Genomic DNA, 24565 nt, shown 5'->3' with positions numbered 1-24565 from the left:
GGCCCGGGTATTCCGGGTTACTGAAAGGATATCCATTGAGGTTGGTATGAATATTTTCACAGAGGCTGCAAAACTTGAAGAGCAAAATTGTCCGTTTGCGATGGCGCAAATTGTTGATAGCCGAGGCTCGACTCCCCGCCATTCTGCACAAATGTTAGTGCGCGCCGATGGTTCTATCGTCGGTACAATTGGTGGTGGAATGGTTGAGCGGAAGGTGATTGAAGAGTCGCTTCAGGCATTGCAGGAACGTAAGCCGCGATTAATCCATGGACGTATGGCTCGTAACGGTGTGGATGCTGTCGGGTCAGATTGTGGAGGTGCAATGTCCGTGTTTATCAGCGTCCATGGTATGCGTCCTCGTCTGGTGTTGATTGGCGCGGGGCATGTCAACCGGGCGATAGCCCAGAGTGCGGCGCTATTAGGATTTGATATTGCCGTTGCCGATATTTATCGCGAAAGCCTTAATCCTGAATTATTCCCACCATCAACCACGCTTCTCCATGCTGAGTCGTTTGGTGCGGCAGTCGAAGCACTGGATATTCGCCCTGATAATTTTGTCCTGATTGCCACGAATAATCAGGATCGTGAAGCCCTCGACAAACTCATTGAACAGCCCATTGCATGGCTGGGGTTGCTGGCAAGTCGCCGCAAGGTTCAGCTTTTCCTACGTCAATTGCGTGAGAAAGGCGTGGCTGAAGAACATATTGCCCGTTTACATGCGCCCGTTGGTTACAACATAGGTGCGGAAACGCCGCAGGAGATCGCCATCAGCGTGCTGGCAGAAATATTACAGGTGAAAAATAACGCGCCGGGTGGGCTGATGATGAAACCTTCTCATCCTTCTGGACACCAGCTGGTGGTGATTCGCGGTGCGGGGGATATCGCCAGTGGTGTGGCGCTACGTCTGTATCATGCGGGTTTTAAAGTGATCATGCTGGAAGTGGAAAAACCGACAGTGATTCGTTGTACCGTGGCGTTTGCCCAGGCCGTGTTCGATGGCGAAATGACGGTCGAAGGCGTCACTGCCCGCCTGGCAACCAGCTCTGCGGAAGCGATGAAACTTACCGAACGCGGATTCATCCCTGTCATGGTAGATCCCGCCTGTTCATTGCTTGATGAACTGAAACCGCTTTGCGTGGTGGACGCTATTCTGGCGAAACAGAATTTGGGTACGCGGGCAGATATGGCACCAGTAACAATCGCGCTTGGGCCGGGCTTTACTGCTGGGAAGGATTGCCATGCGGTAATTGAAACAAATCGCGGGCACTGGCTCGGTCAGGTGATTTACTCTGGTTGTGCGCAGGAGAATACCGGTGTTCCCGGCAATATTATGGGGCATACCACCCGACGGGTGATCCGTGCTCCTGCTGCAGGCATTATGCGATCCAACGTGAAATTAGGCGATCTGGTGAAAGAGGGCGATGTGATTGCCTGGATTGGTGAGCATGAAATTAAAGCACCGTTGACGGGGATGGTGCGTGGCTTGTTGAACGACGGACTGGCGGTGGTCGGTGGTTTTAAAATTGGTGATATCGATCCACGTGGTGAAACGGCTGATTTCACCAGCGTTTCTGATAAAGCCCGGGCAATTGGCGGCGGCGTACTTGAGGCGTTAATGATGTTGATGCATCAGGGCGTTAAAGCGACAAAAGAAGTGCTGGAAGTGGCTTAAATGAAAATGGCCGGATGGTATTACCCACCCGGCCTTTAAATTACTGACAAATCACCGTTCCGGTTTTGCCTTCAATCCCTTCTTTCGCTTTGCTCAATACGGTAATCAGTGCTTCGCGTCCAGCGCGAGAGCGAGCAAACGAGGCGGCTGCTTCCACTTTAGGCAGCATAGAACCTTTCGCAAAATGACCTTCTTCGATAAAGCGTTCAGCATCACTTAATGACAGGCGATCGAGCCACTGTTCGTTCTCTTTACCGAAGTTAATGGCCACTTTTTCTACCGCAGTCAGAATGATCAGCATATCGGCATCAATCATTTCTGCTAAACGGGCGCTGGCCCAGTCTTTATCAATAACCGCGCTGGCACCACGCAGATGGTTACCTTCACGAATAACAGGAATACCACCACCGCCAACGGTGATCACTACCTGGCCTGCATCTACCAGAGCTTTAACCGTTTCTTTTTCAATGATATCAACCGGTTTTGGCGAGGCAACAACACGGCGATAGCCGCGACCAGCATCTTCTTTCAGAGTGTAACCCTGTTTTGTCAGTTGCTCGGCTTCCTGCTCGGTAAAGAACGAACCGATTGGTTTGGTCGGGTTGAGGAAGGCCGGATCGTTAGCATCTACTTCGACCTGGGTAACCAGCGTTGCTACAGGTTTATTAATGCCACGAGAAAGCAGTTCTTCTCTTAAGGCGTTTTGTAGATCGTAACCAATATAACCCTGGCTTAAGGCAACACAGACAGACATCGGCAGCATTGGCGAGTGCGCTTCAGTTTTTGCCGCGGCTTCAAAGGCCTGGTTAATCATGCCCACCTGCGGCCCGTTACCATGAGTGACGATGACCTCATGTCCCTGGGCAATTAAATCAACAATTGCCTGAGACGTAATTTTTACCGCTTTCATTTGTCCGGCTAGATCGTCGCCCAGCGCATTCCCGCCCAGGGCGAGAACAATTTTCTTACTCATTTTTCCTCACTCATCATTCTTGATTGTGTATAGATCCCTGGCAGTGGTTAGAGCACGGGAGGGACAAACGGTTTGCGTCGCAGGAAACGACCTCGCCCGGCTTTACCTGTAAAGGTGCCGTCACAGAAAATCGTTTCACCACGGGATAATGTTCTGACAATTGCGCCCTGACAGGTAAAACCCTCCCAGGGCGAGTAGTCGGCGTTGTCGTGGAGATGGCGGTGTTGAATTTGTTGACTCTGACGTGGGTCGATAATTACCACATCACCATCTGAGCCGGGCGCTAATAATCCTTTTTGTGGCCACAGGCCAAATAGCCTGGCGGGCATCGCACTGGTCAATTCAACAAAACGCTCCGGTGTGATACGTCCCGTCATCACGCCACTGGAGAACAGCAACTGCATGCGGTTTTCCACACCGGGCAAGCCATTTGGGCAGCGGCTGAAATCGCCTTTAGAAATTTGCTGGCGCTGGGCCATCGAGAAGGTGCAGTGATCGGTCGCCACCACGTCAATCGCACCATCACTAATGCCACACCACAGTTTGTCCTGCTCACGCACGTTACGCAGTGGTGGGCTAAGAATGAACTTCATGCCGTCTTCTGTATCGTAACTGCGTTCGTCCAGCAGGAGATATTGCGGGCAGGTTTCAACCCAGACTGACTGGTGATTCGCGCGGGCAAGACGCAGATAATCCAGACCTAAGCCGTTAGAGAGGTGGACGATATAGAGCGGGGCGTTACCGGCAATTTGTGCCAGGTTAATCATGCGGGCGATGGCTTCCGCTTCGCATTCCAGAGGGCGGCTCAAGGCGTGATAGCGCGGCGCGGTTAACCCTGCGGCGATAAACTCCGCCCGCTTGCTGGCGATAGCTGCATCATTTTCCGGGTGCACGGTGGTCAGCGCGCCGGACTCATGCAAGCGGCGTAACGCCTGCAAAACCTCGTCATCGTTGAGTTTGTATTGATAGGTTAAATAGAGTTTAAAACTGCTCAGTCCTTCTTCGACCATCATCGGAATTTCGTCGAGGATGGCGTGATTAATGTGCTGGATCACACCGTGAAAGCTGTAGTCGATGACCGCCTTATGGGCGGCATAGCCACGATAAACTTCCAGTTGATGGCGTAACCGGCAGCCATTCGGGCCAAATCCCATATGGTCAATAATGGTTGTTGTACCGCCACACGCAGCTGCGCGGGTACCGGTAAAAAAATCATCACAACTGCGCGCGATGCCGACATCAATATTGAAATGCGTATGGACATCCACGCCGCCAGGGAAAACGTAACAGCCAGTGGCATCAATTTCTTCATACGGGAGCTGCGGCGAAATATTGCTGCCCAATTGGCGAACAATCCCGCTCTCAATCAGCAAATCTTGTTTGGCTTGTCCATCTGCGTTAACGACAGTGCCGTTTTTGATCAATACGCGCATAGCAAACTCCAAAAACCCTCCGGCGAACCGGAGGGGAATAAGTGAAGAGTAATTATTCGGTTGCCAGCCAGCTTAACGGGATTGCAGCGTACATCGCGGCACAGGTCACCAGGTGAGATTTCCAGGTTTTTTCGTTAGGTGCATGCGCTTCAGGTTCTTTACCCGGGCCAAAGCCGATCACCGGAATGCCGTGACGACCCATGATAGATACGCCGTTAGTTGAGAAGGTCCACTTATCAACAACCGGCGCTTTGCCAAACAGCCCTTCGTAGGCGTTCACCAGGGCTTTAACAGTGAAGTGATCTTCTTCCACTTTCCAGGTCGGGAAGTAGCATTCGGTTGGGTAAACCAGGCCAGTCCAGGAAGGACGGTCGTAGTTGTACATAGAAACAACCGCGTTAGCTTTCTGTACCGCAGGCAGGGCGCGGATTTCGTCCAGCGCGCCTTCCCAGGTTTCGCCCCAGGTCAGACGACGGTCAATTGAAACTGCGCAGCTGTCTGCTACAGCGCAACGGCTTGGAGATGTGAAGAAGATTTCAGAAACGGTGAGGGTGCCTTTGCCGAGGAATTCGTCATAGCCCAGGCGCTGGGAGAGTTCCTGCAATTCGCCAAGAATCGGACCCATTTTGAAAATGGCGTTATCACCGCGTTCTGGCGCAGAGCCGTGGCAGCTAACGCCCTGAACATCAATGCGAATTTCCATACGACCGCGTTGACCACGATATACCTGGCAGTCGGTTGGTTCGGTACTGACCACAAATTCCGGGCGAATGCCAGATTGTTCAATAATGTACTGCCAGCACAGACCGTCGCAGTCTTCTTCCTGCACAGTGCCGGTGACCAGCAGGGTGTATTCATCTTCCAGACCGAGGTCTTTAATGATTTTACCGGCATAAACCATAGAGGCCATGCCGCCTTCCTGGTCGGAAGTACCGCGGCCACCGATCAGTTCATCAGTTTCCATGCCTTCGTACGGATCGAAGTCCCAGTTTTTGATGTTGCCAATGCCGACGGTATCAATATGAGCGTCCATTGCCACCAGACGCGGGCCGTGGCCGATATAACCGAGAACGTTGCCCATCGGGTCGATTTCAACTTTATCGAAGCCGACTTTTTCCATCTCTTCTTTAATACGATGTACTACGCGTTTTTCATCGCAGCTTTCACTGGGAATAGCAACCATATCGCGCAGAAAGCGAGTCATGTCTGCCTGGTAATCTTTTGCTTTTTCAAGAATCAGTTTGAATGGAATATTCTTAGCCATTATTTTTCTCCAGATTTTTTACTCCCCGTTTTGCGGGGAGCAGTTCCAATAGGGTGATTAAGGTGCTACAGAGTGTTTGCCTTCCCAGACAACTTCGCGGTAGTGCTTCACGTCGGTGTCGCCTTCAGTGCTGATAACCAGCACCACTGCATCTTTGTTCAGCGCCAGTTTTTCCATCAGGCTTTGACGTTGCGGGTGATAATGAACCGCCGCGAGAACGCCTAAACCGACAGCGCCGGATTCACCGGAGATGATGCGCGGGTCGTTGCCGTACGGATTACCCAGCACGCGCATACCTAATGCGGCAACGCTGTCCTGGCAGGAGATGAATTGGGTGGCGCAGTTACGTAGGATTTCCCAGCCCAGTGGGTTAGGTTCGCCGCAAGCCAGGCCCGCCATGATAGTGGCCATATCGCCGCCAACGTTGACGATGTCGCCTTTGACACCAGAACGATAGATACAGTCAGCTTTGTCAGGTTCAACAATAATGCTGTGCAGATTTTGCGGGCTGTAGACGTCGACCAGATAACCCAGTACGCCGCCGGCCATCGCGCCGACACCGGCTTGCAGCAGAACGTGAGTTGGGGTTACGCCCATTTCACGCATTTGCTCGACGGCTTCATCTGCCAGAGTGGCATAGCCCTGCATGATCCAGGTTGGGATTTTGGTGTAGCCTTCCCAGGCGGTATCTTGCACCACTTCCCAGCCGTGTTGCTGCGCGTGTTGCATGGTCAGGCGAACGGTATCGTCATAGTTCATATCAGTGACGATGCACTCGGCTCCGAGGTTCAGAATGGCGTCAACGCGTTCCTGAGCGGAACCTTTCGGCATGTAAATTACCGCGTTCTGACCGAGTTGCTGTGCTGCCCAGGCAACACCGCGCCCGTGGTTGCCGTCGGTCGTTGTAGCAAATGTCATTTTTTCGCCGATGGCATTTTTCAGATGCTCGAATGACAGTGTTTCGATATCAAGATGATATTTTTCGCACAACAACTGAGCGATGGCATATGCGCCGCCGAGCATTTTGAATGCGTTCAGACCGAATCGTTTTGATTCGTCCTTAACGAGAATTTTTTTCACCCCAAAAAGGTTTGCGAGATCGTCCAGCGCGCAAAGTGGTGTTGGGCGATAGCCAGCAATTTTCTGGTGGAACTGGCGCGCCAGTTTTGCCTGGCTTTGCGAAAAGAGCGGTGATGTTTCGCCGTTGAAAAATTTGTTATCGGCGATATCAATCTTCAATGAGAAAACGGACATATCCTATCCTTTTGGCCTCTGGAAATAGAGAGCCGACCTGTCGATCGGCCCGAGGGGGTTATTTCACGCGTTCTTGCGCTTCTTTCAGCAGTTGTTCGAGCAGTGCGCCTGGTTTGGAATATTTACGGGAAAGGATCATTGCTGCGATGATGTATGGCTTCCAGCTGGCTTCTTTGTAGGTCGCGATACGGTATTTTTCGAATACGCCTTCAGTGACTTCACCTTCTTTGCAGGATACGCCACTGATATCTGCTGGCAGGCAGTGCATGTACAGGGCTTCGCCATCACGGGTCAGTTCCATCATCTCTTCAGTGCAATGCCAGTCTTTGTGTTGCGCGTTCTGTGCCAGACACTGTTTTTCCAGTGCTTTTAAGCCTTCGTGATCGTTCGCACGCAGCAGTTCAGTACGCTCTTCCATCACTTTGTAAGGTGCCCATGACTTCGGATAAACGATGTCTGCGTCTTTGAAGGCTTCTTCCATGCTGGTGACCTGACGGAAGCTACCGCCAGAGGCTTTAGCATTATTTTTAGCTACTTCAACTACATCTGGGATCAAATCGTAGCCTTCCGGATGGGCCAGGGTGACATCCATACCGAAGCGGGTCATCAGGCCGATAATGCCTTGCGGTACAGAGAGCGGTTTGCCGTAGCTTGGGGAGTATGCCCAGGTCATGGCGATTTTTTTACCTTTCAGGTTTTCGAGCGAACCAAAGTGTTCACGCAACCATGCCAGGTCAGCCATTGACTGAGTCGGATGGTCGATATCGCATTGCAGGTTCACTAAAGCCGGACGCTGTGGAAGCACGCCCTGCTTGTAGCCGTCATCAAGCGCAGCGCCAACTTCACGCATATAGGCGTTACCTGCGCCCAGATACATATCGTCACGAATACCAATAGCGTCGGCGCAGAAGGAGATCATATTGGCGGTTTCACGTACGGTTTCGCCGTGAGCGATTTGTGATTTGCCTTCGTCGAGATCTTGCTGTGCAAGGCCGAGCAGGTTAAGCGCGGAAGCATAAGAGAAGCGGGTACGGGTGGAGTTGTCGCGGAATACGGAAATACCTAATCCACTATTAAAGACTTTGGTTGAGATGTTTTCAGCACGCAGTGCTTTTAATGCTGCGGCAACGTCCAGTACTTGTTTCAGTTCATCAGGCGTCTGTTCCCACGTTAACAAAAAATCTTTCTCGTGAAGGTGAGAGGTCAGCGAATTGATATCCTTAATCAGCTCATTAACAGTTTTCATCATAAAGTCCCGGTAGTGGAATGACAGGCAAAGTGGTTTATTTCACTGTGACTTGCCAAAGTGATTGGTGTTTTCACAGCTATACCAGGGACTAACAATAAGTGTGCCAGAATTATCCACGCGGCTATAAAAGACTAATTTGACGGGTAATGTGTGGTGTAGATCACAAATTGATGCCAGCTTCCGGTTGTGTGTAAAATACGAAAACGTTTGGATTTTTTTATTGCGTTGTTTATTTGCTGCTAAGTATCAGAAATAAGATAAAGGGGCAGGCTATCCCTCGTCAGTTTGATAAACTCACCGCTGTAATTCTCATATTGATATAGAAATGTGATATCTCTTCCATAATTTCATTAGAAAGTGATAAAAACCTTATGTTTTTATCAAAGCCAATTTCGCCTGAGTTAATATCATGATGATCTGTGAACCATCAACGTCTTCAATGATCGACTTTTAAGTAAGTCTGGAAGGTAAAGCTATGGAGCTTGCTACTACGCAGTCAGTATTGATGCAAATTCAACCGACAATTCAGCGTTTTGCCAGAATGCTTGCCAGCGTTTTGCAGCTTGAGGTTGAGATCGTTGATGAAAACTTGTGTCGCGTCGCCGGAACGGGTGCGTATGGGAAGTTTCTTGGCCGCCAGTTGAGCGGCAACTCACGCCTGCTCCGCCACGTCCTGGAAACGAAAACTGAAAAAGTTGTGACACAGTCTCGCTTCGATCCCCTTTGCGAAGGTTGCGATAATAAAGATAATTGTCGCGAAAAAGCATTTCTGGGTACGCCTGTCATTTTACAGGATCGTTGTGTTGGGGTGATAAGTTTGATTGCAGTTACCCACGAGCAACAAGAACATATCAGTGATAATTTACGCGAGTTTTCTGATTACGTTCGCCATATATCCACCATTTTTGTTTCGAAACTTTTGGAGGATCAGGGGCCAGGAGATAACATCAGTAAAATATTCGCGACCATGATCGATAATATGGATCAGGGCGTTTTAGTTGTTGATGACGAAAATCGGGTTCAGTTTGTTAATCAGACTGCCTTAAAAACACTCGGTGTTGTGCAAAATAATATTATTGGGAAACCTATCCGTTTCAGACCATTAACATTTGAGAGTAATTTTACCCATGGACATATGCAGCATATTGTTTCGTGGGACGATAAAAGTGAATTAATCATTGGTCAATTGCATAACATTCAGGGCAGACAATTATTTTTAATGGCGTTTCACCAATCGCATACCAGTTTTTCTGTAGCAAATGCACCTGATGAACCGCATATTGAACAATTGGTTGGCGAGTGCCGTGTTATGCGGCAATTAAAACGACTCATTAGCCGTATTGCGCCCAGCCCATCCAGCGTTATGGTGGTTGGTGAAAGCGGCACGGGTAAAGAAGTCGTCGCGCGTGCAATCCATAAGTTGAGTGGAAGACGAAATAAACCCTTTATTGCTATCAACTGTGCCGCGATTCCTGAACAACTTCTGGAGAGCGAACTATTCGGTTATGTTAAAGGCGCATTTACTGGCGCTTCAGCCAACGGTAAAACAGGGTTGATTCAGGCGGCGAATACGGGCACGCTGTTTCTCGATGAAATTGGTGATATGCCATTAATGTTGCAGGCTAAATTACTGCGCGCTATTGAGGCGCGTGAAATACTGCCGATTGGTGCCAGTAGCCCAATTCAGGTCGACATCCGCATCATTTCTGCAACTAACCAGAATTTGGCCCAGTTCATTGCCGAAGGTAAATTCCGCGAAGATCTCTTCTACCGACTTAATGTTATCCCGATCACTCTTCCACCGCTGCGTGAACGTCAGGAAGATATTGAACTGCTGGTACATTACTTTTTACATCTGCATACCCGTCGTCTGGGATCGGTTTATCCGGGTATTGCTCCCGATGTCGTCGAGATATTGCGTAAGCATCGTTGGCCCGGAAACCTGCGCGAGTTAAGCAATTTAATGGAATATCTGGTTAACGTTGTTCCTTCAGGTGAAGTTATCGACAGCACGCTATTGCCGCCAAATTTGCTGAATAATGGCACAACGGAGCAAAGTGATGTAACAGAGGTCAGCGAGGCGCACTTGGCACTCGATGATGCGGGCGGCACGGCGCTGGAGGAGATGGAAAAGCAAATGATCCGCGAGGCGCTTTCACGTCATAACAGCAAGAAGCAAGTTGCTGATGAACTGGGTATCGGCATTGCTACGCTCTATCGCAAGATAAAGAAATATGAGTTGTTAAACGCATAACCTCAGTAAATCCGGCCTGAGTTCAGGCCGGATATCCTTTTACTTCGTTTTCTCGCAATCCAGAACTGTATTTACAATCATCTGATACCCCGTGCAGCGACAAAGATTTCCCGCCAGGCCGCGACGAATCTCCGTAATAGTTAATGGCTTCTCGCGTGGTTTCGCCAGCATTGCCGTGGTAGCCATAATCAGGCCAGGCGTACAAAACCCGCACTGCACCGCGCCGGATTTCGCATAAGCTTGCTGGACATGAGAAAGTTTTCCGCCTTTCGCTTCACCTTCCAGCGTGCGGATTTCTTTGCCTTCAGCCCAGGCGGCAAGGTATAAGCAACTGTCTATCGCAGTACCGTCGACCAGCACCGTACAGGCACCACATTCACCCACGCAGCAACCTTGCTTGACGCTTAGCAGTCCTTGTTCGCGGAGTAATTCCGAGAGCGGCGTGCCTGGCGCGGCGTGAAGCTGAAAAGGTATCCCGTTAATGGTGCATTCGATGGTAATTGTTTCGCTGTGATTCATTGCAATTTTCCCCCCGCCGCGGCGACGGCTTCGCTAATCACTTTTTTGGTCATCGTCTGGATGAGATGCAGACGAAACTCTTTGCTGGCCCGCCATGAAGAACGCGGGGCGACATCCTGCAGGACTGATTCGCTGATGGCTTCCAGCGTTTGCAGGTTTAATGGCGCATTTTGTGCAGTTTGTTCGGCATGTTGGCAGCGAATCGGCGTTGGCGCGGCAACGCCAAATGCCAGGCGTAATTCGCTGAAATTGCCGTTATCCAGTCGGCAATGTGCGGCACAGCCAATCGTTGAAATATCCATCGCATCGCGCATGGCATATTTAAAATGGGCGCTGCCTGCGTGTTCTTTCGGCTGGGGCGGAAAATGAAAGGCGACAAGGATTTCGTCATGCTCAAGGGACACTTTGCCCGGTCCGGTGTGGAAGCCATTAATCGGGACGAAACGAACACCGCGCGGGGAGTGGATCTCCAGCTTCGCATCATAAATTAGCGTTGGCGTGGCAGAATCCGCGCTGGTGGCTCCGTTGCAAATATTTCCTCCGTAGGTAGCGACGTTACGGATCTGCGGCCCGGCAATGGATGATGCCGCAGCACATAACGCCGGGAGATGACGTTGAGTTATAGGATCTTCAATGAGCTGGGTAAATGTCGTTGCTGAGCCGATGCGTAGCGAGTCATCTTCCGCTAGCGTAATTCCACGAAGCTCCGTCAGATTGTGGATATCAACAATATGGCGATAACGGTCATTGTGATGGTGGAGCTGAATCAGTACGTCAGTGCCACCGGCGAGCAGTTTGGCCTGTGGGTTGTCAGCCAGCAGGTTTATTGCATCGGCAATGGATGCTGCGCGATGGTAAGAAGCAAAATCAAACATGATGTTATCCTCAAATCAATCCTGCCAGATGGAACTCTTCATATAACCGTTTTGGCGTCAGCGGCAGTGTATTGATTGCAACACCGGTAGCCATCTTCACCGCGTTACGAATAGCAGCGGCAACAGGAATTATGGGTGGCTCACCCAGTGACTTATGTCCGTATGCGGATTGCGGCTCATTGATTTCCACGAACGCGCTTTCCAGTTGTGGCATATCTGGCATGGTCGGCATTTTGTAATCCAGCAGATTGGGGTTACGTACCACGCCGCTTTTCGCATCGATGATCATCTCTTCAAATAGCGCCCAGCCAATGCCCATCCCCATTCCGCCGTGTACCTGACCTTCTGCCAGCAACGGATTAAGAATATGACCCGAATCATGAACGTTGAGGATGCGGTTGATGGTGACTTTGCACAGCGCAATATCGACCGTCAGATCAACAAAGGTACAGCCAAATGCTGGTGGGTTAGTGGTGGTTTTGATGGAGCTTTCGGCAGAGAGCTGCCCGCCGCGTTCAGGGTGGTAGAAGGCGTCCATCGCCAGATCTTTTAACGACAATAACGATTCCTCCGGTCGTTCAACCAGCACGATATGGCCTTTTATTAGGGTCAGATTCATTGCTGACTGATGTAGCATGACAGCGGCGTGAGCGATGATTTTCTCTTTTAATAACAGTGCCGCACTGCGCAACGCAGGCGCGGCAACATAGCTCTGGCGTGAAGCAAATGCGCCGGGATCGAACGGCGTAACGTCGGTATCTTGTGTTGAAATAACGCGAACGTCGCTGACCGGAACCCCTACGGTTTCTGCCACCATTTGCGAGAACACGGTGTCGGCACCCTGGCCGATTTCCGTCGCGCCGCTTTGCACATTGATGGTTCCATCCTGATTCATCAGAAGGCGCGCGCCGGCTATTTCTACGCCGACAGGCCAGGTGTTAGAGGTGTAGCTAAAACAGGCGACGCCAACGCCGCGGCGTAAATTGCCTTGCTGGTTCTGGCATTCTGCACGGCGTTTTTCCCATTCAAAGATTTTCCGGCCTTTTTCAAGACACTCCGGTAACCCTGCGCTGTAAATACGTTTGCCCGTGAGCGGATTAGCATCTCCTTCGCGGGCGGCGTTGCGTAAACGAATTTCAATAGGATCAATATTTAACGCTGTCGCGGCGTCATCAAGCATTGACTCAACGGCAAATACGACTTGTGGCGCGCCATAACCGCGCATCGCTCCAGCCGAGGGGAGGTTGGTATAAAAGGTCTTTGAACTGTAAGCGTAGGCACAACGAGGATAAAGGTAAGCGACTTTATTCCCGCCCGCAGAAGCGATGGAGTGCCCGTGAGATGCATAAGCGCCTGTGTTAGACAGAACATCCAGACTATAGCCTTTCAACGTTCCGTCTCGGTTTACGCCCATTTGCCCGTCAATAGTAAAAGCGTGGCGGGTACGGGTTGCGAGGAAACACTCTTCACGGCTAAGGGAAACTTTCACCGGAATGCCGCCGAGCTTGCTGGTCAGAAAAGCCGCCATGGGCTCTTCCAGCACATCCTGTTTATTACCAAAACCGCCACCGACAAACGGTTTGATGACTCGTACGCATGACCAGGGAATACCCAGCGCCTGACCAACCACGCGGCGAACAATGTGCGGGATCTGGGTGCTGGAAACGATGGTAATTCGTGAATCATCTTCCATCCATGCCAGAGAGGTCACGCTTTCCATATGACAATGTTGAATGACCGGCGTCTGATAGTGCCCCTGGACCTGGTGATCGGCGGCATCAATTGTTTGTTGGACATTGCCCGTCGACATCGTGCTTTGTTTAAGTAAATTACCGCCGTTATGGATTGGTGCTGCATCTTCTGCCAACGCCGCTTCTGGTGTGGTGATAACAGGTAATTCTTGCCACTCAATGCTGACCAATTGCGCCGCTTTTTCTGCAGTAAGTTCATCGCGGGCAACGACGATGGCAACGGCGTCACCATGATGACGAACATGGCGAGTTAGTAGTGCGCGATCAGCGGTATCGCGCTTATTTTCGTCAAGTGTCCAGGCATGCCCCGCTGTAGCGAATGGGATATCAGGCACATCTTCCCAGGTAAAAATTGCCAGTACGCCTGGTAAACTTCTGGCTTGTTCATCATTAATACTTACGGCATAACCATGTGCGATAGGGCTACGTACATATTTCGCGTAACACATGCCCGCCATAACATAATCGTCAGTATATCGTGCCCGCCCAGTGACCTTAGCAATGGCATCGACGCGCATGCATGATTCACCCGTAGCGGTTGCTTCCCGCGCTTCCATAGAAATCCCCTCGATTTGAACATTTGGTTCTTATGGCAAAGATTTAGTCTAAGCAGGCAAGATTTACGCCAGAAACGACGATAAACGTTAGGGGAGGAAGGAAGTGTGATGACGTTAAAAAAATACAGATACGATACGAAACAGGACTTTAAATAGGGACAGTGATACGTATCAATATGAGTGGCGATAAAATCAATGTGATAAATTAGGATTATTACGCATCAGGATGGGAAATAGGGTAAAAGAGTCAGGAACTTCGATACCTCTACAGCGAATATTTTGCTTATGATACTTCCCTTTGCCAAATGAAATTAATCTCTTTCTCAATTACCTCGTTTTTCCAGAAGCAAGAGATTGGGTATCAAGTGGCTGGCTGCTATGATATGGCGTCTTGTTTTTTAAGCGAGGAAAGATTTTGAGTGCGGGACGCCTGAATAAAAAATCTCTGGGTATCGTGATGTTGTTATCGGTTGGACTGCTTTTGGCGGGCTGTTCGGGTAGCAAATCATCCGATACAGGAACGTATTCCGGCTCCGTTTACACCGTGAAACGGGGGGATACGCTATATCGTATTTCGCGCACCACGGGAACCAGCGTAAAAGAACTTGCGCGACTGAACGGCATTTCACCCCCTTACACCATTGAAGTTGGTCAGAAACTAAAACTGGGTGGGGCGAAAAATAGCAGTAGTACACATAAAGCAACCGCCAAATCAACGACCAAAACCGCATCGGTTACACCGTCATCAGCGGTACCGAAATCTTCCTGGCCGCCAGTAGGGCAACGTTGTTGGTTATGGCCAACGACAGGGAAAGTTATCATGCCGTATTCGACAGCTGATGGCGGCAATAAAGGGATTGATATCTCTGCTCCACGGGGTACACCTATTTACGCCGCGGGTGCAGGAAAGGTGGTGTATGTGGGCAACCAGCTGCGTGGCTACGGTAATCTCATCATGATTAAACACAGTGAAGATTACATTACGGCTTACGCCCATAATGACACGATGCTGGTAAATAATGGGCAAAGCGTGAAGGCTGGGCAAAAAATCGCCACTATGGGGAGCACTGATGCGGCATCTGTTCGCTTGCATTTCCAGATTCGTTACCGTGCTACGGCAATTGATCCGCTGCGTTACTTGCCGCCTCAGGGCAGCAAGCCAAAATGCTGATGGCGAATTAATCAGCAGTCAGCAGCGCGGCACTTGCTAAGAAGAGCGTAAGGTTTATAATGCCTTACGCATCTCGAAGCGGGCGTAGTTCAATGGTAGAACGAGAGCTTCCCAAGCTCTATACGAGGGTTCGATTCCCTTCGCCCGCTCCAATTTATCTTCACCTCATCAACCTGCCATTTTTGTTGTATCTGATTTTCTATATTATCTTAATTCAATCGCTTCAGACTTTTCGCAATCGCCGTAATACTTCCCCATTTTTTTGTAAATAAAAGCGTTTACGCAATGCAATCCATTTGTAACAACCCAGGTAAAATACCTTATTTTCAAGTTGTTAAATAAGTGGTTATCTACGCTTTTAACAAACGATTGATGGAATCTTTTATGAAAGGGAAATCTACATTAACTCTTCTGCTCGCTGGTATATTTTCATGCGGCACATGCCAGGCGACAGGGGCAGAAGTGACGAGTGAATCTGTATTTAACATTCTTAATTCCACAGGGGCAGCAACTGATAAAAGTTATTTATCGTTAAATCCAGATAAGTATCCTAATTATCGTCTTCTGATTCACTCAGCCAAATTAAAAAATGAAATAAAGAGCCACTATACCAAAGACGAAATTCAAGGATTGTTAACATTAACAGAAAATACACGAAAGTTAACGTTGACGGAGAAACCCTGGGGAACATTTATTCTTGCTTCTACTTTCGAAGATGACAAAACAGCGGCAGAAACCCACTATGATGCTGTCTGGTTGAGGGATAGTTTATGGGGCTATATGGCATTAGTATCAGATCAGGGAAATAGTGTAGCCGCAAAAAAGGTTCTGCTCACTCTGTGGGATTATATGTCTACGCCCGACCAGATTAAGCGGATGCAGGATGTCATTAGCAACCCAAAACGACTGGATGGTATTCCTGGGCAAATGAATGCTGTGCATATCCGATTTGACAGCAACTCCCCCGTGATGGCAGATGTGCAGGAAGAAGGCAAGCCGCAGCTGTGGAACCATAAACAAAATGATGCGTTAGGTCTTTATCTTGATCTCCTTATACAAGCAATCAATACTGGTACTATTAACGCTGAAGATTGGCAAAAAGGTGACCGATTAAAATCGGTTGCGCTGCTGATTGCTTATCTGGATAAAGCCAATTTCTATGTTATGGAAGATTCCGGAGCGTGGGAGGAAGATAGACTGGCCCCCTGAATCTCCAGACAACCAGTATCACTTAAATAAGTGATAGTCTTAATACTAGTTTTTAGACTAGTCATTGGAGAACAGATGATTGATGTCTTAGGGCCGGAGAAACGCAGACGGCGTACCACACAGGAAAAGATCGCAATTGTTCAGCAGAGCTTTGAACCGGGGATGACGGTCTCCCTCGTTGCCCGGCAACATGGTGTAGCAGCCAGCCAGTTATTTCTCTGGCGTAAGCAATACCAGGAAGGAAGTCTTACTGCTGTCGCCGCCGGAGAACAGGTTGTTCCTGCCTCTGAACTTGCTGCCGCCATGAAGCAGATTAAAGAACTCCAGCGCCTGCTCGGCAAGAAAACGATGGAAAATGAACTCCTCAAAGAAGCCGTTGAATATGGACGGGCAAAAAAGTGGATAGCGCACGCGCCCTTATTGCCCGGGGATGGGGAGTAAGCTTAGTCAGCCGTTGTCTCCGGGTGTCGCGTGCGCAGTTGCACGTCATTCTCAGACGAACCGATGACTGGATGGATGGCCGCCGCAGTCGTCACACTGATGATACGGATGTGCTTCTCCGTATACACCATGTTATCGGAGAGCTGCCCACGTATGGTTATCGTCGGGTATGGGCGCTGCTTCGCAGACAGGCAGAACTTGATGGTATGCCTGCGATCAATGCCAAACGTGTTTACCGGATCATGCGCCAGAATGCGCTGTTGCTTGAGCGAAAACCTGCTGTACCGCCATCGAAACGGGCACATACAGGCAGAGTGGCCGTGAAAGAAAGCAATCAGCGATGGTGCTCTGACGGGTTCGAGTTCTGCTGTGATAACGGAGAGAGACTGCGTGTCACGTTCGCGCTGGACTGCTGTGATCGTGAGGCACTGCACTGGGCGGTCACTACCGGCGGCTTCAACAGTGAAACAGTACAGGACGTCATGCTGGGAGCGGTGGAACGCCGCTTCGGCAACGATCTTCCGTCGTCTCCAGTGGAGTGGCTGACGGATAATGGTTCATGCTACCGGGCTAATGAAACACGCCAGTTCGCCCGGATGTTGGGACTTGAACCGAAGAACACGGCGGTGCGGAGTCCGGAGAGTAACGGAATAGCAGAGAGCTTCGTGAAAACGATAAAGCGTGACTACATCAGTATCATGCCCAAACCAGACGGGTTAACGGCAGCAAAGAACCTTGCAGAGGCGTTCGAGCATTATAACGAATGGCATCCGCATAGTGCGCTGGGTTATCGCTCGCCACGGGAATATCTGCGGCAGCAGGCTTGTAATGGGTTAAGTGATAACAGATGTCTGGAAATATAGGGGCAAATCCAGAAGATGCCCGATTAAACACATCTTCCGTTGCACTGGTGACCTCTGGACTGGAACGTTTGTCAAACCTACTCTCGAAGAAAGACTCTGTTTTTATCTCTGATTTACTACGCGAAGCTAAAGCCAATGAACTGGATGAACCACTTTCAACAACGAGGTTGAACCACCTCATAGATAAAGGTTATGAAAGAATAACGCTACAGCTTGATTTAGGGGGAGAATCTCCTGGTTATCTGGAAAAAGATAAACATTACAGAGAAGCTGATGCGGCCTTACTTAATGTTATTTATCCTGCAAATCTTTCAAAGATAAATACCAGAAGAAAAGAGCAAGTTTTAAAAATAGTTAAAAAACTAGCAGGTCCGTATGGTATAAAAAGATACGAGAAGGATAATTATCAGTCGGCAAATTTTTGGTTCAATGATATTAAAACTGATACTGATGAAAATTCACATGCGAAAAGAGAAAAGAGCTTCATTCCATCAACAGAAGCAGAATGGTTTTTTGACTCATGGTATGCAAAATCAGCAGCAATTGTTTATAAAGAATCAAGAAAAGAAGAATATTTGAATGACTCAGTGCAATTTATGAATAGATCATTGGCCCAAATAACAGGCGAGAATATGATTGGTGCAAATGGCAGGAGCGTACCTGAAATGGCACTTCCCGAAAGCTATAACTATATCCACAAGTCAGGAACTTTGCATGAAGCGCCAAGCCCTATCATTCCGCTAAACTGGTCGAAAGCCTCAATGACTCTTATGTTGAAAGAAATGTCCAACCTTATCAATGATGAGGGAATTAAATAGTTTTCATAATGAGGCGGTCCTGGATTAAAAGGACCGCTCAAAGAGAAATCGAAAGGGGAGGTAAAAGTGATCAATAAATTACTGTTAGCTTACCTGATAGGTCTGGTTGTGACATCGACTTTAATATTTATCTTCTCGGAAGAAAAAGTAACATATCGGTTGTTTGCTGCAATAATTACAGGTTTAACCTGGCCGCTTAGTCTCATTCCTTCCATTATAAGTCTCATGATTCGTAAATCCGACTAACAAGAAAATTATATGATCGATTAAGAAAAATAGAATCGAACAGGAGAATAAAATATATGCGGGGAGTAACAAAACACTCGCAGTGCGTTAATGAAGAACTAACAAATATGATTTGTATTGAAAATAGTCACCAAACAAGTGTTATAAGAAATACGGGGTATGTTTAAGTAAAACATATCAACAGTTGCAATTCTGTATATGGACAGGATGACTTACTACTGTAAGTGGCTGATAGCTATTCGCTCATAACAAAATCATTATTTTATAAATAGGAATCATCACTTTTTAATCATGTTTTTATTGCAAGTTTATGGAGAATGAGAATATGGAATAAGGAGATGAAACATGATTGAAGAAGGGCTGTTACTTCCAATGAATGTTTTGCTTCAAGGACAGAAGTTAACCCTACTGGACCCTGAAATGTGGTTCTTACGGGGAAATGAAAACAAGGATGTAACCCTTGTTATTACGATTGGTAATAACCATCAAAAATTAATGGTAGTGGAAGACATATTACTGCTCATTGACCGAAGCCAAATTGAGGTAACTGCAGGGAAAGTAATTTATCATCCACTTCGCATTGATATCCTGAGTAAATTATTAGCTTTTATAGATGAATCAACGGGGAGTGTGGAAAGGGAACACCATGACTTGTTTGCTGATGCCTTGCCCTTTGCATCAGAAGTTGTGCTATTCAGTAAAGTTGCAAGTGAAGCCTGGTTTTTAGCCACTTATCTGAGCAGCGATAATATTAATGAAATTCTGTTTCAGCATCTAAGAAAAACAGAATGCTATAAACTGGTTCGCTATTTATTATCGCAATCGCTCATACAGACTTCACTCTATGATCTTGGTGAGCTTTACGGCGTATCGTATTCACATTTTCGCCGTTTATGTAGTTATGCATTGGGTGGTAAAGTTAAAACGGAATTATGTGGCTGGAGAGTTGCCAGAGCCGTGTTGGAAATCATTGAAGGAAACAGTGATATGACAACTATTGCGCATAAATATGGCTACTCATCCTCATCACACTTTTCAGCCGAAGTAAAAAGCCGGTTAGGAAAAACACCGAGAGAACTATGTAAAAAGTTATGAAAATAAAATTACGTATTACTATTATATTAATTTCAGCCTTATGCATTTTTAATGGATTATTGACTCCTGGTGCATATGCCGCAGCAGCGAATGGATACGTAGCAAATAAAGAAAATCTACGTAGTTTTTTTGAAACGGTTTCATCATATGCGGGTAAGCCTACAATAGTAAGTAAGCTTGCCATGAAGAAACAGATCAGCGGAAATTTTGATTTAACCGAACCCTATGCCTTGATTGAACGCCTGTCGGCGCAGATGGGACTTATTTGGTACGATGATGGCAAAGCTATTTATATCTATGACTCATCAGAGATGCGTAATGCGCTGATTAACCTGAGAAAGGTATCGACGAATGAGTTTAATAATTTTTTAAAAAAATCGGGTCTGTATAACTCTCGTTATGAAATTAAAGGGGGCGGCAATGGTACTTTCTATGTATCGGGGCCACCGGTTTATGTTGACCTGGTCGTTAATGCTGCAAAATTAATGGAGCAAAACAGTGATGGCATTGAGATCGGACGCAATAAAGTAGGTATTATTCACCTGGTCAACACATTCGTTAATGACCGGACTTATGAATTACGTGGCGAAAAGATAGTTATTCCTGGCATGGCAAAAGTACTATCGACGTTGTTAAATAATAACATTAAGCAAAGCACTGGGGTTAACGTACTTTCTGAAATTTCAAGTCGTCAACAACTAAAAAACGTATCACGTATGCCTCCTTTTCCTGGTGCTGAAGAAGATGATGACCAACAAGTAGAGAAAATAATATCGACAGCTGGAGCGCCAGAGACTGACGATATACAAATTATTGCATATCCAGATACCAACAGTTTACTTGTTAAAGGAACAGTATCTCAGGTTGATTTTATCGAGAAGTTAGTAGCTACGCTCGATATTCCAAAGCGACATATTGAATTATCTTTATGGATAATAGATATTGATAAGACTGATCTAGAACAGTTAGGAGCTGACTGGTCGGGCACGATAAAAATTGGATCCAGCCTAAGTGCATCATTTAATAATTCAGGTTCAATTAGTACCCTGGATGGGACACAGTTTATTGCAACAATACAGGCACTTGCGCAAAAAAGAAGAGCCGCCGTTGTTGCTCGTCCTGTCGTTTTAACACAGGAGAATATTCCTGCTATATTTGATAATAACCGTACTTTCTATACTAAATTAGTCGGCGAGCGTACTGCGGAGTTGGATGAAGTAACCTATGGTACGATGATTAGCGTGCTACCACGATTTGCTTCGCGAAATCAAATTGAATTACTCTTGAATATTGAAGATGGCAATGAAATCAATTCCGACAAGACCAATGTTGATGACCTGCCTCAGGTTGGTAGAACGCTTATAAGTACTATTGCGCGCGTGCCTCAAGGGAAAAGTCTTTTGATTGGTGGATATACACGAGATACGAATACCTATGAAAGTCGCAAGATCCCAATATTAGGCAGTATTCCATTTATTGGTAAATTATTTGGATATGAAGGAACAAATGCGAATAACATCGTTCGTGTCTTTCTTATTGAGCCAAGAGAGATCGATGAGCGCATGATGAATAATGCGAATGAGGCTGCGGTTGACGCCAGAGCAATAACACAGCAAATGGCAAAAAATAAAGAAATCAACGATGAATTACTGCAGAAATGGATAAAAACTTACTTGAATCGTGAAGTCGTCGGAGGATAGTGAAATGGCGATTCATGTAGAGCATGTCGGTGTATTAGAAAGAGCCAGAGAAGTTTCTCGCTTAGAGGACATTATCACAGAAGATAATGAAGATATTGAAGCTGAAATGCCTAAAATGGGAGATGATCCCGCCGGTAAAGAAGCTCGATTCTTACAAGCTACTGACGAGATGTCAGCAGCGTTAACGCAGTTTATGAAGAAAAAAATCTACGAAGAACAACTGGCCAACTTTCTGGACGGAGAAGAATATGTCCTGGAAGATCAGCCAATAGAAAAAACCGATAAAGTCATGGAGGCGCTTAAGGCAGCAACTACCCATGACTATGAAGTGTATAGCTTTGCTAAAAAATTATTTCCAGATGAAAGCGATCTGGTGGTTGTATTACGTGCAATTTTACGTAAAAAACAAATATCTGAAAATGTGCGGCTAAACGCTGAAGCATTACTTAGAAAAGTTAATCAAGAGACTACTAAAAAATTCATTAATAGTGGCATTAACTCGGCATTAAAAGCAAAGTTATTTGGCCAGGCGTTGTCATTAAATCCAAAATTACTAAGGGCAAGTTATCGACAATTTTTAATGGCAGAAGACGATGCTGTAGATACTTATGTAGAATGGATTGGTAGTTATGGCTATCAAAATAGAATGCTAGTGACAAAATTTATCAAAGAGACGCTTTTCTCAGATATAAATGCACTTGATGCGAGTTGTTCATCATTGGAATTTGGTATGTTTCTCAATAAGTTGTCACAACTATTGTCTCTTCAGTCGGCAGAGGCTTTATTTCTGAAAACTTTAATGAATAACCCAATAATTAAAAAATTTATTAGCGCAGAAGATTACTGGATATTTTTTCTGATATCGTTAATAAAATTTCCTGAGACTGCAGAGGAACTCCTGAAAAATGCACTGGTAACCCTACCCGCAGATGCTAATTATAAAGACAAAACGTTACTCCTGAAGGCGATTTACAGCGGATGTACAAATCTTCCATTTTCACTTTTTATTAATAATGAACAATTATTAGAGATTAGGGAGTGTTGTAAACAGGCAATAAAACTAACATTTGCAGTAGAGCTCTTAGATACACAAAACAGTAATAAAAAACAAAATAAAAAACCATGGAATAAGGTAATGTTCAATGTTTAACAAAGTTTTGATAGGGTTAAGGAGTCATCCAGAATTAATAATTCTTGGATTAATGGTGATGATTATCGCCATGCTCATAATTCCATTGCCCACCTACTTAATCGATTTTTTGATTGGGCTGAACTTAACATTGGCAATACTTGTGTTTTTAGGATCATTCTATGTTGATAGGATCTTAAGTTTTTCTTCATTCCCATCAATTCTCCTCATCACAACGTTATTTCGTTTGGCGCTGGCGATCAGTACCAGTCGACTTATACTTCTTGAGGCGGACGCCGGAGAAATTATAACGAGTTTTGGTGAATTCGTTATTGGAGATAGCCTGGTAGTTGGTTTTGTTATTTTCTCCATTGTTACTATTGTTCAGTTTATCGTGATTACTAAAGGTTCGGAACGTGTGGCTGAAGTTGCTGCCCGCTTTTCGCTTGACGGTATGCCAGGTAAACAAATGAGTATTGACGCCGATCTACGCGCCGGGATCATTGATGCAGATTTAGCAAAAGAACGTCGTAGCGTATTAGAACGAGAGAGTCAGCTGTATGGTTCCTTTGATGGTGCGATGAAATTTATCAAAGGTGATGCTATTGCAAACATCATTATTATCTTTGTTAATATTATCGGTGGGCTATCAGTAGGAGTAGGCCAAAATGGAATGGATTTCTCGACAGCGTTGACCGTCTACACAATTCTTACCGTCGGTGATGGTCTTGTTTCTCAAATTCCAGCTTTATTAATTGCTATTAGCGCAGGGTTTATCGTAACGCGCGTGAATGGCGATAGTGATAATATGGGGCAAAATATAATGTCCCAGTTATTAAGTAATTCTTTTGTCATTATTGTGACATGTGTCCTCGCGCTAAGTATTGGGTTGCTTCCAGGTTTTCCCCTTCTTGTGTTTTTATGTTTGGCAGTAATCTTAGGAATTTATTTTTACTTTAAATTCAAAAAGAAAGGGGTTGAAGAAACGGTTGTTGAGGGAGATATCACCGTTGGGTTGGAACCCTATAATCAGGATGATGATATTTCATTAGGTATTATTAATAAACTTGATCAGGTTATTACCGAAACGGTACCCTTGGTTTTGATTATGAATAGTGCACAGGCTAAAAAATACACTGAAATCAATCTTGCTGATAGGATTCGTAGTCAGTTTTTTATTGAGTATGGTATCCGTATTCCCGGTATTGTCATTCGCGAGGGAGAAGGCCTTAATGATGAAGATGTCATATTAATGCTAAATGAAGTCAGAGCCTCGCAATTTAAAATTTATCATGATCTTGTCTTGTTGGTTGAATATTCAGATGAAGTGGTTTCGACTTTGATCAAGAAACCTGTCATCGTAAATAGTAATGGTGAACAATATTATTGGGTTACAAAAAGTGATGCCCAAAAATTAACAAAAATTGGCTGTTATACTCGCACGGCCATGGATGAAATGTACAATCATTTATCTGTATGTCTGGCTCATAATATTAATGAGTATTTTGGTATACAAGAAACCAAATATATTCTTGATCAATTAGAGATGAAGTATCCTGATCTATTAAAAGAAATATTAAGATATATAACCGTGCAGCGCATTTCAGAGGTAATTCAGCGTCTGATCCAGGAGCGAATTTCAGTGCGCAATATGCGTTTAGTTATGGAGGCTTTAGCATTATGGAGCCCACGAGAGAAAGATATAATTACACTCGTTGAGCATGTACGAGGTGCATTAGGTCGCTACATTTGCCATAAGTTTTCATATTCTGGAGAAATTAAAGCAATTGTGATTTCGCCTGAAATAGAGGACAGAATTAGAGATGGTGTCAGGCCTACCGCTGGCGGTACTTTTCTTAATCTCGATGCATCCGAAGCTGAGATGATTCTGGATAATTTTAAACTGGCACTTTCTGGAATCAATATTCCTATTAAAGACATTATTTTACTGGGATCTGTGGATATTCGTCGTTTTATCAAAAAACTTATTGAATCTAGTTATCGAGACCTCGAAGTACTTTCGTACGGGGAACTAACGGAAAATGTTCCCGTTAATATTCTGAAAACTATTTAGGATAATGTCTTGCGATAT

Annotated in this window: 18 protein-coding genes, 1 tRNA gene and 1 pseudogene; 12 read left to right on the top strand and 8 right to left on the bottom strand. The window is 46.3% G+C overall.

Annotated elements, in window-relative coordinates; translation table 11 throughout:
• Nucleotides 1-46 precede the first annotated feature (46 nt).
• Nucleotides 47-1672, top strand: coding sequence for a selenium-dependent molybdenum cofactor biosynthesis protein YqeB (gene yqeB, locus QUF14_RS18300; protein WP_100733618.1), 1626 nt, complete (start codon nt 47-49; stop codon nt 1670-1672).
• Nucleotides 1673-1712: 40 nt separating this feature from the next.
• On the opposite strand, the gene arcC is transcribed toward yqeB, so the two are convergent.
• The 5 genes from arcC to ygeW are packed head-to-tail and all read right to left on the bottom strand — an operon-like array spanning nt 1713 to nt 7842.
• A complete protein-coding gene (arcC, locus tag QUF14_RS18295; RefSeq protein ID WP_000037992.1) occupies nt 1713-2645 on the bottom strand; it encodes a carbamate kinase in 933 nt (310 codons plus the stop codon).
• 47 nt (nt 2646-2692) lie between these two features.
• Nucleotides 2693-4078, bottom strand: a complete 1386-nt coding sequence (gene hyuA, locus QUF14_RS18290) for a D-phenylhydantoinase (RefSeq protein WP_001264460.1) — start codon at nt 4076-4078, stop codon at nt 2693-2695.
• Between the two features lie 52 nt (nt 4079-4130).
• Nucleotides 4131-5342 (bottom strand): YgeY family selenium metabolism-linked hydrolase, encoded by a 1212-nt coding sequence (locus QUF14_RS18285; RefSeq protein ID WP_001107125.1) that lies wholly within the window; start codon nt 5340-5342, stop codon nt 4131-4133.
• Between the two features lie 57 nt (nt 5343-5399).
• Nucleotides 5400-6596, bottom strand: a complete 1197-nt coding sequence (gene dpaL, locus QUF14_RS18280; protein WP_000110494.1) for a diaminopropionate ammonia-lyase — start codon at nt 6594-6596, stop codon at nt 5400-5402.
• A 58-nt stretch (nt 6597-6654) separates the two neighbouring features.
• Nucleotides 6655-7842, bottom strand: a complete 1188-nt coding sequence (ygeW, locus tag QUF14_RS18275; protein ID WP_001360948.1) for a knotted carbamoyltransferase YgeW — start codon at nt 7840-7842, stop codon at nt 6655-6657.
• 478 nt (nt 7843-8320) lie between these two features.
• Here ygeW and QUF14_RS18270 point away from each other — a divergent pair, with 478 nt between their 5' ends.
• Complete coding sequence (locus tag QUF14_RS18270; protein WP_000417775.1) at nt 8321-10099, top strand: sigma-54 interaction domain-containing protein; 1779 nt, start codon at nt 8321-8323, stop codon at nt 10097-10099.
• 39 nt (nt 10100-10138) lie between these two features.
• On the opposite strand, the gene xdhC is transcribed toward QUF14_RS18270, so the two are convergent.
• From xdhC to xdhA, 3 genes are read right to left on the bottom strand one after another with little or no spacing between them, the layout of a single operon-like run.
• Entirely contained in the window at nt 10139-10618 is a 480-nt protein-coding gene (xdhC, locus tag QUF14_RS18265) for a xanthine dehydrogenase iron sulfur-binding subunit XdhC (protein WP_001016587.1), read from the bottom strand.
• Nucleotides 10615-11493, bottom strand: coding sequence for a xanthine dehydrogenase FAD-binding subunit XdhB (xdhB, locus tag QUF14_RS18260; RefSeq protein ID WP_000459158.1), 879 nt, complete (start codon nt 11491-11493; stop codon nt 10615-10617). Before xdhB ends, xdhC begins: the two co-directional genes overlap by 4 nt.
• A 10-nt stretch (nt 11494-11503) precedes the next feature.
• On the bottom strand, nt 11504-13801 hold the full coding sequence (gene xdhA, locus QUF14_RS18255) for a xanthine dehydrogenase molybdenum-binding subunit XdhA (protein ID WP_000388126.1): 2298 nt from the start codon (nt 13799-13801) through the stop codon (nt 11504-11506).
• 415 nt (nt 13802-14216) lie between these two features.
• Here xdhA and actS point away from each other — a divergent pair, with 415 nt between their 5' ends.
• The 10 genes and pseudogenes from actS (at nt 14217) to QUF14_RS18205 (ending at nt 24547) form a co-directional block, all read left to right on the top strand.
• Nucleotides 14217-14972: an amidase activator ActS gene (actS, locus tag QUF14_RS18250; protein ID WP_024212225.1), complete on the top strand. Its 756-nt coding sequence runs from the start codon at nt 14217-14219 to the stop codon at nt 14970-14972.
• A 78-nt stretch (nt 14973-15050) separates the two neighbouring features.
• Nucleotides 15051-15124 (top strand) — tRNA-Gly (locus QUF14_RS18245).
• 232 nt (nt 15125-15356) lie between these two features.
• Nucleotides 15357-16181 carry a protein YgeQ gene (gene ygeQ, locus QUF14_RS18240; RefSeq protein WP_283936781.1) on the top strand — a complete coding sequence of 275 codons (825 nt, stop codon included), beginning with the start codon at nt 15357-15359 and terminating at the stop codon, nt 16179-16181.
• A 75-nt stretch (nt 16182-16256) separates the two neighbouring features.
• A protein-coding gene (locus QUF14_RS18235) for an IS3-like element IS2 family transposase (protein WP_097494069.1) occupies nt 16257-17485 on the top strand; the annotation gives its coding sequence in 2 pieces (ribosomal slippage) (nt 16257-16572 and nt 16572-17485; 1230 coding nt in all).
• Nucleotides 17485-18303, top strand: a pseudogene (locus QUF14_RS18230) (hypothetical protein); the annotation flags it as partial. The gene QUF14_RS18235 and the pseudogene QUF14_RS18230, both read left to right, overlap by 1 nt.
• Nucleotides 18304-18369: 66 nt before the next feature.
• Nucleotides 18370-18549, top strand: coding sequence for a GhoT/OrtT family toxin (locus QUF14_RS18225; protein ID WP_001301699.1), 180 nt, complete (start codon nt 18370-18372; stop codon nt 18547-18549).
• Between the two features lie 345 nt (nt 18550-18894).
• A complete protein-coding gene (eivF, locus tag QUF14_RS18220; protein ID WP_000568778.1) occupies nt 18895-19644 on the top strand; it encodes a type III secretion system transcriptional regulator EivF in 750 nt (249 codons plus the stop codon).
• Nucleotides 19641-21344 (top strand): type III secretion system outer membrane ring subunit SctC, encoded by a 1704-nt coding sequence (sctC, locus tag QUF14_RS18215; RefSeq protein WP_100733552.1) that lies wholly within the window; start codon nt 19641-19643, stop codon nt 21342-21344. Before eivF ends, sctC begins: the two co-directional genes overlap by 4 nt.
• A 4-nt stretch (nt 21345-21348) precedes the next feature.
• Complete coding sequence (locus tag QUF14_RS18210; RefSeq protein WP_000974421.1) at nt 21349-22494, top strand: YopN/LcrE/InvE/MxiC type III secretion system gatekeeper; 1146 nt, start codon at nt 21349-21351, stop codon at nt 22492-22494.
• Nucleotides 22487-24547 (top strand): EscV/YscV/HrcV family type III secretion system export apparatus protein, encoded by a 2061-nt coding sequence (locus QUF14_RS18205; RefSeq protein ID WP_000482500.1) that lies wholly within the window; start codon nt 22487-22489, stop codon nt 24545-24547. Before QUF14_RS18210 ends, QUF14_RS18205 begins: the two co-directional genes overlap by 8 nt.
• Nucleotides 24548-24565: the final 18 nt, after the last annotated feature.

Origin of the sequence: Escherichia sp. HH091_1A, assembly GCF_030295175.1 — a bacterium.
GTDB lineage: Bacteria > Pseudomonadota > Gammaproteobacteria > Enterobacterales > Enterobacteriaceae > Escherichia > Escherichia coli_F.
Note: the sequence above shows the minus strand (reverse complement) of the source record. Positions and strands in the feature narration are given on the sequence as shown.